14 protein-coding genes and 5 pseudogenes are annotated in these 13,811 nt (G+C 44.5%); 6 read left to right on the plus strand and 13 right to left on the minus strand.

Going from position 1 to position 13,811, the window contains the following annotated elements:
- Window positions 1-29 precede the first annotated feature (29 nt).
- The 12 genes and pseudogenes from CBE72_RS18500 to CBE72_RS18550 all read right to left on the minus strand — a co-directional run bounded on the left by CBE72_RS18500 (window position 30) and on the right by CBE72_RS18550 (window position 8,715).
- Complete coding sequence (locus tag CBE72_RS18500) at window positions 30-533, minus strand: ankyrin repeat domain-containing protein (RefSeq protein WP_100145663.1); 504 nt, start codon at window positions 531-533, stop codon at window positions 30-32.
- 223 nt (window positions 534-756) lie between these two features.
- On the minus strand, window positions 757-1,185 hold the full coding sequence (locus CBE72_RS18505) for a hypothetical protein (RefSeq protein WP_071477402.1): 429 nt from the start codon (window positions 1,183-1,185) through the stop codon (window positions 757-759).
- Window positions 1,186-1,428: 243 nt separating this feature from the next.
- On the minus strand, window positions 1,429-1,749 hold the full coding sequence (locus tag CBE72_RS18510) for a hypothetical protein (RefSeq protein WP_100145664.1): 321 nt from the start codon (window positions 1,747-1,749) through the stop codon (window positions 1,429-1,431).
- A 123-nt stretch (window positions 1,750-1,872) separates the two neighbouring features.
- A pseudogene (locus CBE72_RS18515) lies at window positions 1,873-2,114 on the minus strand (transposase); the annotation flags it as partial.
- A gap of 103 nt (window positions 2,115-2,217) precedes the next feature.
- Window positions 2,218-3,549, minus strand: coding sequence for an MATE family Na+-driven efflux transporter (locus CBE72_RS18520; protein ID WP_100145665.1), 1,332 nt, complete (start codon window positions 3,547-3,549; stop codon window positions 2,218-2,220).
- A 126-nt stretch (window positions 3,550-3,675) separates the two neighbouring features.
- A pseudogene (locus tag CBE72_RS20635) lies at window positions 3,676-3,777 on the minus strand (transposase); the annotation flags it as partial.
- A 110-nt stretch (window positions 3,778-3,887) separates the two neighbouring features.
- The gene (locus CBE72_RS18530; protein WP_100145666.1) at window positions 3,888-4,664 is read right to left on the minus strand and encodes a hypothetical protein; all 777 of its coding nucleotides are present in this window, start codon (window positions 4,662-4,664) and stop codon (window positions 3,888-3,890) included.
- A gap of 530 nt (window positions 4,665-5,194) precedes the next feature.
- Window positions 5,195-5,677: pseudogene (locus CBE72_RS18535) on the minus strand (transposase); the annotation flags it as partial.
- Between the two features lie 61 nt (window positions 5,678-5,738).
- A pseudogene (locus CBE72_RS18540) lies at window positions 5,739-5,870 on the minus strand (transposase); the annotation flags it as partial.
- 220 nt (window positions 5,871-6,090) lie between these two features.
- Window positions 6,091-6,411, minus strand: a pseudogene (locus tag CBE72_RS20490) (hypothetical protein); the annotation flags it as partial.
- Between the two features lie 38 nt (window positions 6,412-6,449).
- Window positions 6,450-7,946, minus strand: coding sequence for a serine/threonine-protein kinase (locus CBE72_RS18545; RefSeq protein ID WP_100145667.1), 1,497 nt, complete (start codon window positions 7,944-7,946; stop codon window positions 6,450-6,452).
- A 115-nt stretch (window positions 7,947-8,061) separates the two neighbouring features.
- Window positions 8,062-8,715 (minus strand): hypothetical protein, encoded by a 654-nt coding sequence (locus CBE72_RS18550; protein WP_100145668.1) that lies wholly within the window; start codon window positions 8,713-8,715, stop codon window positions 8,062-8,064.
- A gap of 687 nt (window positions 8,716-9,402) precedes the next feature.
- Here CBE72_RS18550 and CBE72_RS18555 point away from each other — a divergent pair.
- The 6 genes from CBE72_RS18555 to CBE72_RS18580 all read left to right on the plus strand — a co-directional run bounded on the left by CBE72_RS18555 (window position 9,403) and on the right by CBE72_RS18580 (window position 11,970).
- On the plus strand, window positions 9,403-9,681 hold the full coding sequence (locus CBE72_RS18555) for a hypothetical protein (protein WP_100145669.1): 279 nt from the start codon (window positions 9,403-9,405) through the stop codon (window positions 9,679-9,681).
- Window positions 9,682-9,684: 3 nt separating this feature from the next.
- Window positions 9,685-10,101 (plus strand): GNAT family N-acetyltransferase, encoded by a 417-nt coding sequence (locus tag CBE72_RS18560; protein WP_100145670.1) that lies wholly within the window; start codon window positions 9,685-9,687, stop codon window positions 10,099-10,101.
- A 127-nt stretch (window positions 10,102-10,228) separates the two neighbouring features.
- Window positions 10,229-10,897, plus strand: coding sequence for a DUF445 domain-containing protein (locus CBE72_RS18565; RefSeq protein ID WP_100145821.1), 669 nt, complete (start codon window positions 10,229-10,231; stop codon window positions 10,895-10,897).
- Window positions 10,898-10,998: 101 nt separating this feature from the next.
- Complete coding sequence (locus tag CBE72_RS18570) at window positions 10,999-11,349, plus strand: VOC family protein (protein WP_039035489.1); 351 nt, start codon at window positions 10,999-11,001, stop codon at window positions 11,347-11,349.
- 33 nt (window positions 11,350-11,382) lie between these two features.
- Window positions 11,383-11,727 carry a 5-carboxymethyl-2-hydroxymuconate Delta-isomerase gene (locus CBE72_RS18575; RefSeq protein WP_100145671.1) on the plus strand — a complete coding sequence of 115 codons (345 nt, stop codon included), beginning with the start codon at window positions 11,383-11,385 and terminating at the stop codon, window positions 11,725-11,727.
- 9 nt (window positions 11,728-11,736) lie between these two features.
- Complete coding sequence (locus CBE72_RS18580) at window positions 11,737-11,970, plus strand: DUF1289 domain-containing protein (RefSeq protein ID WP_039035487.1); 234 nt, start codon at window positions 11,737-11,739, stop codon at window positions 11,968-11,970.
- A 90-nt stretch (window positions 11,971-12,060) separates the two neighbouring features.
- Here the strand turns inward: CBE72_RS18580 and asnB are convergent, their stop codons facing one another.
- Window positions 12,061-13,725 (minus strand): asparagine synthase B, encoded by a 1,665-nt coding sequence (gene asnB / locus CBE72_RS18585; protein ID WP_100145672.1) that lies wholly within the window; start codon window positions 13,723-13,725, stop codon window positions 12,061-12,063.
- Between the last annotated feature and the right edge of the window lie 86 nt (window positions 13,726-13,811).

The raw sequence follows: 13,811 nt of genomic DNA on the forward strand, positions 1-13,811 counted from the left end.
CATGGGGCAATCACCGCAAAGTAAGGGCGTTAGCTGATGGACTGGATGTAATCTGCAATCTCAGTGCGCCCCCACTCATGGGCAAACTCAAGTGCTCCCATATTCTTCATTGTTGGGCCGGTATAACGGACCCTTGTATCTATACCCGCTTCCACTAGCCGCTTCACAATATGGAGGTGGCCATAATGTATTGCAGTAAAAAGGGGATTGCGGTCTGGCTCAGAAATATCGAGTCTTGCGCCAAGGCCGATGAAGTAGTTCACGATATCTTCGTTGCCATTCGAAGCCGCCCTATGGATTGGACTGCTGCCACTGATACTGTCTTTGCTATCGATATCGGCTCCCAGCTTGACCAAAGCCTGGCACAATGCCAAGTTGTCATTATCAGCTGCAATATGAAGCATGCTGCCCAGTGGCGTTTGTAATCGAACCAGCTCTGAATTCATCTGCAATAAGTCGATTGCATCAGCGGTTCTCTTCTCCCTGATGCATGCCATCAGAGCCCTTAATTTCAGTATGACTGCTTCGTTCACTTATTTATCCGTCCTGACTTAATGGTTCCCAGTGGGTATCAAGCCTAATGTTTTCTAGAGTATGAGATTTATCAATAGCCGCATGTTGGTTGAGTTTTTCCGACAAAAAATGGGCAAACATTCACCATTGGCCAATAAACCTATGCTGTCGAATAAGGTTTATATGACGGCTTGTTTTATCAATACCTGTAGTGCTGCATTTGACAGAGGGTTACGGCCCCCACTAGGTGCAGAAATTCTTACTATGAGGGTTATCTGGGTTCAGGACTTGTATCCTAAAGTCTGGCGCCAGATTGAACTGTTTTATAACGCTCGATATTCGGTCAGATGTTAATGCAGAACCGAAATCCGAGAAAAATGGGATTGGATCATTATTGATAGCCCACATGTCATTCATTGTTTTGGCTAATTCTCTGGCTTGATCCCAATCACCTGCAAATATCTTGGAGTAATCAAAATGCGGCCATGCCGCAATATCATCCTCCTCTGCCGAATCTTCGCTGAAGAGAAAGGATACACTGATCTCCGAGTGCCAAGGAAACACGCCTACATCAATGATCCTTAGCTCTTTTTCGCCAAAGTCAGCTAAAGCTTGTCGCAATTTCCCTTCTAGCAGTTGCTCAATGTTTTCTCTGCTGTATTCCATATCCATTCCCATTTCTTTTGATGTCTTAATGAAGCTGTATAGCTTTATATGAACTGTTAGACTTCGCGCCTACTGACCTTTCCCGAGATTAGAATCAAGGATGCAAGATGTCGCATGTAGTCTTGCAAGCCGATGTTCAACTATTTAAATTAAAAATACAGTAAAAACCACTATGCCCATAACTCTTGTTGTAATTGTAGGAATTTTGCCAAGCGTTACCAAGTCCAGCAGTAATGTAACATTGTCTTGTTATAATTTGATTGCACTTAAAAACTTAGAAATTGAGTTGTGTAACTTGAAAACACCAAACTCTATATCTACGTAGTACACGTTGCCTTCATTTTTGGGACCACTACCGATAAAAATCATTTCATCGCCTAGGGTGACAGCAATGGGGTTTGCATCAATACCTTCAAGATAAGGGTTATACCTTTCACGGATAGCCGTTACCTCTTCTGGCGGGATTATTTCAACTATCTCCAACTTCTTATCAGGTATAAAATTACTCAACTCCTTATACTGAGCTACATCTATGTATTTTCCGATAATTTCTTCTGTGATGCTTTCCATTACTTCCCCGAGAGGTATCACGCCTCAAGTGGCGCTTCAGTTAGTTGACTTGTTAATTGAAAACTGATGTAAAAAGCAAAAATCAAGCCATCCACTGTAAAACAATAACTTAATCTTCTTTCTGTTTATATCAATATGCAACACCAGATGCAGAAGATTACTCATGATGGCGAATGTGGCCATATCAATGGCAAAAACAGCTCCAGTTCAAACAATAACGATTCCACCCAACCACGGCGGTGGTCATAATTATTACCCGAGTAGGCATCATCATCACACAGAAAGGCACGCCGCACCACGCGGCTGCAACAGTGGTAGTAAGGTGTATCTTCAAGGCTGATTTGAGTTCGGCGAGGGCGCGGAATAATAACCTACTTGTTAAATGCTTAAACAAAACATAGTCGGAGACTAACTACCGCGCCATTAACCTTGGGTATCCATTTTTTTGCCTTCTAAAATTTTAATATCCTAATTAACTTGAAGTTCTGGCTCTTTAGCTGAGTTTAACTTGCCTCTGAGGATACGATACAAACCCCAAGTAACAATAGCATCTGCTGTTATTCCTAAACCAAACATCACTGCAATACTTTGAAGTGTGGGCACAAATATGCCTACTTGATAAAACACAAATGCACCGCCATAAAAAATACAATTGACGATCAAAGATTGATAGAGCATTAGATCGGTACGCCCAATCCCATAAAAGTAGTTATCTATGACACTGTTTAAGCTAAACACGATATAGAATCCCACCATCAGCCACACCAGATCCGTGATCGGTTTAGGGTCACTTACCCCCATTACATTAGAAATAAAACTATTCCACAATGGCGCAGTAAGCATCCAAATAGTAATGATTCCTGTAGTTAACAAGAGGTAGCGATTAACCTGTTTAGGTGTTAGGCCATTATTAATCGCCGCATCCTGTTTTACTAGTTTACCCAAAGCTAAGACAGGAAGTAGCAACCACCCCCAAATAAACTGGTTAGCAATCCAAAATATTCCTGCCTGTTGTACTTGGTTTACCAGTTGCAGGATCATGATAATAAATGCGGCATTACGAACAAAAGACTCAAGACCAGATTTACAGCCAATTATTCCCCACTCTTTGAGCCATTGCTGTTGAGGTACCTTACCTTGCCGTATGTTTAAGCTTACGCCTGATTTTGATAAATAAGTGACAGCTGCTACAGCAAGAAAGCTATTAACAATAATATTGCTAATAGCTATCCCATTTACGCCGATTTGAAATGAGAATGATTGTTTACTGACTAGCAGACAATCGCACATAACTGTCATAACCATTTGCACTATGAGTAATTTATACAGTACGTTTTTCTCGTTTTTCAGCACTAAGACCAACGACAAGAATGCATAAAGGCTAGAAAGCAGAATAGCTAATGACTCTAATCGAATGTATTGAACGGTACTCTCAAACAACTCAGTTTTCTGCTGCATTGCCCCAACGAATTGTGGCGCTAGCCACAATACTAAAACGGTCACAACAAGATAACTCAATACGATAATAAGTAATGAAATACTTGCTCGCTGACGAAAGTCCTTTTCATCGTTGATGACTTTTCCGAGAATAAACGCTAGCGGTACCAAGAGAGTTTCGCTTAGCACCTCATAGCCAACATTTAGCCAAGCTACTTGTGCTGCAATACTGAACGCCCAAGGGCTTGGTATACTCCCCAAAAAGTGGATTCGCGTTGTCGAGTAGATTAACGGTATAAAGCTTGTAAGGATCAACACCAGCCAAAGTTGGTAATCAATTGATCTTCTTTGGTTTTGTTTCAAAATTAAATCTTATCGTTGCTCTTTAGAAAAATTTGAAAAATCAAGCCACCCACTATAAAACAAAACCAGTTCAAACAGTAACGATTCCACCCAACCGCGGCGGTGGTCATAATTCTTGCCCGATTAGGCATCATCATCACACAGAAAGGCTCGCCGCACCACGCGGCTGCAACAGTGGTAGTAAGGCGTATCTTCAAGGCTGATTTGAGTTCGGCGAGGGTGCGGCATAATAACCTCCTTGTTAAATGCTTAAAAAAAGCATAGTCGGAGGCTAACTACCGCGCCATTAACGTTGGGTGTCCACATTTTTTATCAGCGTACAGAACATCAATCTATACTCACCACCTAACATTCTTGCCAAAGGTATCTTTGGCTTGCTCTTCCTGTTGCTTCAACCACCTTGTTCTTTCACCGCTTTCTTGAATATAAATGCTCAAATCACGTATAGAGTCAAATGGAAGGCTATATGGAATGGAACGTAAATAAATAGATTGTACCGCTGTATTAAGGAATAAAGATTTTTGCTCGGGTTGGTTTAAAAACAGCTCCATTAATTGTGGATGATACTCTTTCATATCCTCGCTACCATGTTGACCTGCAGCAGCGTCAACACGATTCGCCATTAAACGAAGAACATCCGAAGTAAAACCATATTTTTCTATAATGTCAATTATATGACCCGATTGATATACCTCATGATCCAAATCATTTTGAAGTAAAAGCTCGATATACAACGGAATATATTTTTCATGATACATACAAAGAGCATAAGCTCCTGGTTCAGCAAGATGGTCTTCATCCCCACCCCAAAGTTCCAAAGTGGTTGTTTTACAGTAATTAGTGATATTGTAGATAAAAGTAACCGCTTTTCGCTCTAAAGTTGGATCAGTCGTAAATTTCTTGAACATCTCCTCTTCACTGACCGAACCTTCGGGAGTCACCACATTAATTTCAATAGGGCAGTTCCAGTCAATATCAGCGCGATACTCGTCGATTCTAGACGAAATATCAACATAAGCGTCGGCTAACTTAGTGAGTGTTTCTAAAGTATTAATTTCATCCACTTCAATATTGATAATAACTTCATCGTTACAGTTGTTAATCGTTTTTTTCACATCATACCTTGGAAATTAAAAATTTACTTATTGCACAAAAACTTTCAGTGCTCCGTTAAGAAGTTTACATAATATAAATAGCTTATAACAGCTATAAAGCACGCATGCGCGTTTTAGTCCTCGGAGTGACCTTTCCCCGAGATTAGTACCAATCTCTTGATGAGATTTTCCAGCTTATGCTGCTTGCTTGGCATTCGCAACGGGCGGCATATAGTTCAGTGAACTATGAGGGCGAAAAGAAAAATCAAAATAAAAAATCAAGCCACCCACTGTAAAACAATAACTTAATCTTCTTTCAGTCTGCGTTCAAGCAGCGCTAGGTGATTTGAGTACGCTGAGGCCGAAAGATATTCGTGAGTTGCAGAGGTTTGATGAAATCGAACCGATTTCACGCAAAAATGCGAGATTTGAGCCGTGCTAGCCCTACCCATGTTCAGGGGATTTCAATGACTGCGGTTGAGATAAATAGCGTGATGTTCAGGCTGTTTGAAAGAACTGGCAACTGGTTGCAAAATGCCGGATGGCGGCGAATAGAATCGGCCGGTACAGTTATCCTCTTGATTGGCTTGACGCGCTATCGGTTCGTTGAGACAACGCATGAACCAACTGATGTCACATAACCTGCTGCGATAAATCGCGATAGTATGCTTCAGCCTGGGCACTTCATACACTTCAATCAGCTCACCCTGGGTGAATTTGCGGGTTAACTCATCACCTTTGAACAGCTTGTGCCATTGCTCAAGCACTTCTCTGTCAGTCCATCGGTTTGCTGTCTCTATATCGATATGCAACACCAGATGCAGATGATTACTCATGATGGCGAATGCCGCCACATCAATGGCAAAAACGGCTTCCAGTTCAAACAGTAACGATTCTACCCAACCACGGCGGTGGTCATAATTCTTGCCCGAGTAGGCATCATCACACAGAAAGGCTCGCCGTACCACGCGGCTGCAACAATGGTAGTAAGGCGTATCTTCTAGGCTGATTTGAGTTCGGCGAGGGCGCGGCATAATAACCTCCTTGTTAAATGCTTAAAAAAAGCATAGTCGGAGGTTAACTACCGCGCCATTAACGNCGGTGGTCATAATTCTTGCCCGAGTAGGCATCATCACCACACAGAAAGGCTCGCCGTACCACGCGGCTGCAACAGTGGTAGTAGGGTGTATCTTCAAGGCTGATTTGAGTTCGGCGAGGGCGCGGCATAATAACCTCCTTGTTAAATGCTTAAACAAAGCATAGTCGGAGGCTAACTACCGCGCCATTAACGCTGGGTGTCCATATTTTTTTCGCGGCTGCAACAGTGGTTATCTTCAAGGCTGATTTGAGTTCGGCGAGGGCGCGGCATAATAACCTCCTTGTTAAATGCTTAAAAAAAGCATAGTCGGAGGCTAACTACCGCGCCATTAACGCAGGGTGTCCATTTTTTCCTACCTTTCAAGGCTGCCTGAATACGTAGCCGAATGCTGGTATGTTCTGACTGCTCAGGCGTATCGGCCATCTTGGCTCTGATGGGGTTGAGGTCAACGTAGGCCATGCAGGTTAACACTGCGGCTTCATCAAGTAAGGCTTGTGACTTAAATCTTCCCTCCCACAAATTTATCCGGAATAAATTTGAACAGCTTTAGCTGGCCCGCAGGGAGAGCGCCAGGGATGGCGGCGAATAAAATCGACCGGTACAGTTATCTTCCTGATTGGCTTGACGCGCTATCGGTTCATTAAGACAACGCATGAACCAACTGATGTCACNCTTGGATTTACTTGTTATATGGCTTGAGGCTAGATTCAAAATGAATTGGAAACAAAATTTACTAATTTTTCAATATTGAACTCATTTACTTGAGTATTATAAATATGCATAGCACCAACATTATGTATTTCTTTTGGCAGCTCGTTACTCGTAAAGGCGAATGGGTCTGGCCTATTATCTCTCTGCCTAGCTAATCCTGAGTGAGTATTTTCTAAAATATATAAGTCACCATATTCATCAATGTCGGATTCTACAAGAACAATATTTATCCCTTTTCCATCTGAGGACTCTATTCCTCCCCATGCTAAAACAGATTTTCGATTTAGTTCAGGCTTAATTAGAAACTCTTTGCGTTCACCCCACATATCATTGCCATAACGTTTAATTACGTCATGCTCAGTAATCTTGTGAAACCAGATGTTCACTTTCTTATTGCTGAATGTAATGTCATACCTCAAATCTCCCATACCATAAGCTTGGTGTATTTTCATACTGCCAGTTGTACCTGAGACTTTATTGAAATCATCAACGAAATCTGAAAGTGGTTTAATGACTTCATTTTCAAATTGAAAATTCAAAATACCTTCTTTTCTCTTTTTCTCACTTTGAATTCGCTGTCTCTCAGACTCTTCTTTTTCAGCCTGCTGGTCTCTAGCAATTTTGTTCTGAATAATTTTATCGATTGCAGATTTATGTGATCCAGTATTTTGTGTAGAACTTAAAAGGTCACTCCTTACATCTTCCCATGAGCTGTAACGCATGTTTGGTCTTTTAGCCATTAATTTATTAATAACAGATGCAACTTTTGGTGATATTCTTGAATTTTCTTCACTTACTAGTTTTGGCACTATAGTAAGGTGTGCTTGTTCCCAATCTAACTGTTGTCCGAATGCATGTTTTAATGCTGCTATTTGATAAAAAACATGTCCGATAGAATACATATCCATTTGGATAGTGTTCTTTTCTGCTCGATAGGCTTCTGGTGCTATATATGGCTCTGTACCCCATCCTTTAAAAGTCTTTGAACGTGTTTTTTCTTGCGCAATTTTGGCCAACCCAAAATCTGCAATTTTAAAAACGCCATTGCTTAGAAAAATATTATCTGGCTTTATGTCACGATGAACTAATATCTTATTTACAGCTTCCATTCCATTAATTATTTGGTGAAATATCTCTAGGCAGACACTTTCATCCAACAATTCTTTTTGGTCTTTGATGAAATCTTCTAAAGAACCATCTTCAGCATACTCCATTACGAGAAATGGTGTACTGGGGTCTGATAGTCCATCGTGAAATCCGTGGTATTGAATCACATTTTCGTGTTGTATTGTTTGTGCTTTATCCCATTCATTTATAAGTGACCGATGATTGTTGTCATCTTGAATATAATATTGTAGAGATTTAAGAGCTAATCGTAATGTTCCATTCTTCTCAAGGATAGAGAAAACATGACCCATTCCTCCCTGACCTAAAAAGGAAGAGATAATAAATTCTTGACCTTGAAAATTAATGGAGTCATTTATCCTTAACATGATTTTTCCTAATGCTTACTATCGATTATGTACGAATGTTGGTTGCCATATAACGCCCGCAACAGGGGCCAATTTGAAGCGCAGCGGAAAATTGGTCCCTGCATGCTTGCGATTGTTATACCTTCTTGGGTAATCTCACAATAGTTTCTGAATCAAACATTTCCGGCGATCCGTCCCAGATTACCTCATTATTTTTTCTTAAGATAAAAAGCATTGATGCTGCTTCGTCTTCTTCTAAACCTGGAAGTCGTCTAATATTTCCTGTTGTCATAGGACCATGCTTGGCCAATGTGGATAGAATAATTTTTTCTTTCTCTTTCCAAGATTTTTCAGATTGCTCTTTAGCCGTGTGATCAATTTTCTCACTTACTAAGTTTTCAATCTGTTCTGCAATAGCGCTCACTTGTTTTTTTGAATCCCCATGACTAGATATGAGAGCCTCAATACTTTCATTAATTTCTTCTTTTAGCTTAACAAAACTATTTTCTATTTCTGTTTTATCTGACCGTGAAAAATCGCTGGAATTCCAAACATGATTTCTCATATCAGTTACTGTATCTTTCATCATTCCAAAGGTATCTGCATATAGCTTTTCGAAAAGAACTTCAAGTCTAGTAACTGTAGAATTAATATTTGACGAAGCTCTCTCCAAATCTTGTGTATTTTTTGTTGACATCTTATAGAACGTTACCGATAGCCAAATCGCAAAGCCACCAATGATCAATGAGACAATAGATGCCACCAATCCTATAATTTCAGTTCCTGTCAAAATATTTCTCCTTACTCTTTAATAGGTATAACAGCTGTATAGTACGCATGCGCGTTTTAGTCCTCGGAGGAGTATAAACGCGCATCGCTATCTGTTTGAATTAGCTGGATATAATACCATTTAGTCCTAATATCCCTTGCAGCTAAACGCGCATGCGCGGTTTCCAAACCTATTATCTACCAGCTGTATTTTTAAGTTTATGAATTTAATGCTATTTTCTAAAATGTTACAGAAATAACGCGCAAACTTAGCTGCAACTTCCCAGCATATTGTCAGGAACGTCAATAATACTGTATAGAAAATCAGTTCTGAGGTACTTACCATGAGCGCTTCAAGCCCTGCAACCAAGGGCCTTAAAACCAAGCACCTTAAAACTAAGCGCCTTAAAACCAAGGACCCTAAAACTCAAGCCCGACAAAAAGCGTTAAGTAAAGCCATAGCTACCGCACGGGCACGACATGTTGTTCGTCCCTGAATACCGTTACAAACGGAAAAGTATCCTTGTCGCAGAGCCTTCGCTTAAGAAAAAGCTAAAGCTAACTGGTTGAATTGGCTATACAATACCCAGTACCTATTAGTAAAACAATTAGCTTAAGGTCAAGTTTTTTAACAAAGGCAATAAAACCCTGATTTTGTGGGGGTTGGCAACATAATTAGCTATTAAAACAACTGTGCCCGGCAAATCATATGAGCAATATTCCAATTGTTAAATTGCCTGTTTCAGTACTTGATGGCTGGGGGCTATTTCAGTTGTTATCGCCGACCAATACCGCTAAGTCTACTTGGGTTTGTGTGCTCGTTGAAAACGGCTGCCAGGATGGGCATGAACGGGAACAGGCTTGGGGGGAGGGCAGCCTAAAGCTGCTGCCAGAGAAGCTTTTCTATGTTAGCCTTGCCTTGTTTAAGAAGTTTATTGTCGTTTTGCCTTTGGCAAATAGTAAGATTTCAACTTGTATTCAGGGATGAAAAATGCAAATACGTTTGGCTACTGAAATGGATTTGGAGCAACTGATCCTGTTGTTTGATGAATATCGGCAGGAACTGGGACAAGAGTCGGATCTCGGTCGTTGTCGCGAATTTTTACGCTCTCGCTTGCAGGAAAATGATTCGATGATCTTTATCGCCACCGAAGGCGATTTCCCATTGGCATTCACTCAGCTCTTTCCTTCATTCTCTTCTTTATTACTCCAGCCCTTGTGGTATCTCGATGATCTCTTTGTATTGCCCGATTACCGAGGTCAGGGAATTGCCAAAGAACTCACTCATAGAGCCCGTACTCTGGCACAGGATGCCAAGGTGTTGGCGGTGAAGCGCAAATTCGGTGAGTCCTTCATGTCCGCAACCGGGGATGACACAGAGCAAGGTCTGTATCACGCACTACTTTAATCTGCTGCCCCCTGTTTGCTACCATTAGCGGGTTTTAATTTCAGGGGATTTTAGATTGAAAACAGCAGTACAACAGACACCTGTGCTCGACAAGAGCGCGGTTACCAATCTCTTGGCGCTGGCCATTATGCTGACCGGCTATGGCATGCACTCAGATGTGTTATTTAACATAGGCCTATTTGCCGTATCCGGCGCCATTACCAACTGGCTGGCGGTGCATATGTTGTTTGAAAAGGTGCCGGGTCTCTATGGTTCAGGGGTGATCCCGGCTCGTTTCGAGCAGTTCAAGCAAGCGATCAGCGAGCTGATGATGGAGCAGTTCTTCTCCGAAGCCAATATCGACCGTTTCCTGTCTACCCGCTCGGACAAGCAGAGCCTGGATCTCTCCGGTGTTATCACCAAGGTAGACTTGGCTCCGGCCTTCGATGCTTTGGTGGCCACGGTTGCCCAGTCATCATTGGGGGGCATGTTATCCATGTTTGGCGGCGCTGAAGCTCTTACTCCGCTCAAGCAACCCTTTATTGAAAAGATGCAACAATCGCTGGCAGATATTGCCAAGAGTGATGATTTTTACGAGCTGCTCAAGGGCGAGCTGGAGCAGCCCGGAGTGATGGCCGATATGCGCAGTCAAATTCAGGATATTGTCGAGCAGCGGTTGGCCGAGTTAACGCCGCAGTTGGTCAAAGAGATGGTGCAGCAGATGATTAAAACTCACCTGGGCTGGCTGGTTGTCTGGGGCGGTGTCTTTGGCGGTTTGATAGGGCTGGTCAGCGTATACCTGCAACGCTTGCTATAACTATGGCTATCAGGCATTGGCGATAAGCGCGGTCAAGTAGCAGCTTTTCAGCATATTAAGTATTACAGCAATCAAGTCGCTCAAGCGGCGGGAGGAAATCCATGGCGTTACATCATACGATTAACTATCTTGAACTTCCCGCCCGGGAACTGGAAGCCACTAAAGCGTTTTTTCAGGCGGTGTTTGGTTGGGGCTTTGTTGACTATGGCCCGGACTACAGCTGCTTTACCCAGGCCGGGATCGATGGCGGTTTTTTCCGTTCATCGGTGAACTTCGATACCCTCAATGGCTGCCCGCTGTTGGTGCTCTACTCAAATGATTTGAATGCCAGCCTGGAGGCCGTCAAGGCCCATGGCGGCGAGATCAGTAAAGATATTTTCAGTTTCCCCGGCGGTCGGCGCTTTCATTTTCGCTGCCCGAGCCAAAACGAGTATGCCGTCTGGTCTGAATAGCCCCGGACGCTTCTCCCTTTACAAGGAAGGATTATGCCTCACTGTATTATTGAGTATTCGGCGCCCCTGGCGCAGCAGTTGCCGGTTGCCAAACTGGTTCAGGCGGTGCACCAAGGTGCCATAGACTCAGGCTTGTTCACACCATCTGCCATCAAGAGTAGAGCACATGCCTGTGAGCATTTCCTGGTAGGGGAGGACAGCACTCAAAGCTTTATCCATGTGCGTTTGGCCATTATGCCGGGGCGCACCGATGAGCAAAAGCAAGCCCTGACCCGAAGCGTGTTTGCCGCACTGGAGCCGATTGCGGCCAAAGCCGACAGTGTATCGCTGGAGGTTACTGAGCTGCATCAGCCAAGCTACCTTAAGCGCGGTAGCTAAGAAGCTAATATGTCCAGGCAGCCAAAGCGCAGTAACAGGGTGGACTCTCCCTGTATTCGCCACTGCTGCCTGGACCTGCAAGATGTTTGCCTGGGGTGTTTCAGGACGCTGGAAGAAATTCTGGCCTGGCATCAGGCAACGGACAGCGAGCGGCAGGCTATTCTCGAGCGCTGTCGGCAGCGACAAGTTGAGCGTGACCAAGTAACGGCCGGGCTTAGAGTGCTGAGAACAAGGCGCAAGTGAACAAGCTCAAAGCAAATAAAGCGGCACAGAAGCGGATTTAAGTTAATGAATAAAGGCGCCATTCGGCGCCTTTATGGTTTTTACTTTAGCTCAATAAGATGCGGTATGCACAGAGCGCACCGCTCGGCCGGAAGGATCTATGATGCCTGACAGGCTCTCATCCCAGGCCAGCGCTTCCGGGGTAGAGCAGGCAACCGATTTACCACCCGGTACCGTCAGTGCTGCCGACTCCAGCGGGAAGTGCTCTTCAAAGAAACAGCGATAGAAGTAGGCTTCCTTGGTTTCCGGCGTGTTGTGCGGGAAGCGGAAACGGGCGTTGGCCAGCTCTTTATCCTCCACCTGGGCGGCGGCATGTTCTTTCAGGCCATCAATCCAGGAGTAACCCACACCGTCACTGAACTGCTCTTTCTGGCGCCAGGCGACTTCGGCCGGGAGCTTATGCTCGAAGGCTTCACGCAGAATATGCTTTTCAATTCGGCCATCGCGCGACATCTTGGCTTCTGGGTTCAGGCGCATGGCCACGTCCATAAACTCCTTGTCGAGGAAGGGTACCCGGGCTTCCAGGCCCCAGGCTGCCATGGCCTTGTTGGCCCGCAGGCAGTCGTACAGGTGTAGCTTGTCGAGTTTACGTACCAGTTCTTCGTGGAAGGCGCGGGCGTTGGGTGCCTTGTGGAAATAGAGGTAACCGCCGAACAGTTCATCGGCTCCTTCGCCCGAGAGCACCATCTTGATCCCCATTGCCTTGATCTTGCGCGCCATCAAATACATGGGGGTTGCAGCGCGTATGGTGGTGACATCATAGGTTTCCAGGTGATAAATCACCTCCTTGATGGCATCCAGGCCTTCCTGGAAGGTGAAGTGCAGCTCATGGTGTATGGTGCCTATGGCATCGGCGACCTTTTGCGCCGCTGCCAGATCCGGCGCCCCTTTCAGGCCCACGGCAAAGGAGTGCAGCTGTGGCCACCAGGCATCGGAGGCGTCGTTGTCTTCAATACGGCGCTTGGCAAAAGTTTGGGTAATGGCGGAAATCACCGAGGAATCCAGCCCGCCAGACAGCAAAACGCCATAGGGCACATCTGACATCAGCTGGCGTTTTACCGCGGCTTCCAACGCTTCGCGCAACTCTTCGCTGGAGGCGCTGTTTTGGGCTACCGCTTCATAGTCGCGCCAGTCACGCTGATAGTATTGCACCGGCGCGTCATCTGCACTGTAGAGGTAATGCCCGGGGCTGAATACTTCCACAGTTTTACATACGGGGACCAGTGCCTTCATCTCGGAGGCGACATAGAAGTTGCCACTGGTATCGCGGCCGGTGTAAAGCGGGATGATCCCCATGTGATCCCGGCCTACGAGGTAGCAGTCCTTGGCCTTGTCATAGAGTACAAAGGCAAAAATACCGTTGAGCTTATCGAGAAAGTCGCAGCCATATTCCTGATACAGCGCCAGGATCACTTCGCAATCCGAGTTGGTCTGGTAGCTGTACTTGTCGCCGAGCTCGGCCTTGAGTTCTTTGTGGTTGTAGATTTCACCGTTGACTGCCAGCACCAATTGGCCGTCTGCAGATAACAGCGGCTGGGCACCGTGTTCGATATCGACAATGGCCAGCCGCTCATGGGCGAGAATGGCTCTTGCAGTGGTATGAATACCCGACCAGTCAGGGCCGCGGTGACGCATCAGTTTGGACATCTCCAGCGCTGTGCTTCTCAGAGCGGCGGCATCAGACTGGATATCGAGAATGGCAAAAATTGAACACATGGTAAGACTCCAAACTTGGTGTTTCTTCAGCAATGGCTCCACTTTGCCTGTAGAATTCTCAAAAGCCAAGCGTTATTTTTAAATAT

The organism is Shewanella carassii, assembly GCF_002777975.1.
Taxonomy (GTDB): Bacteria; Pseudomonadota; Gammaproteobacteria; order Enterobacterales; family Shewanellaceae; genus Shewanella; species Shewanella carassii.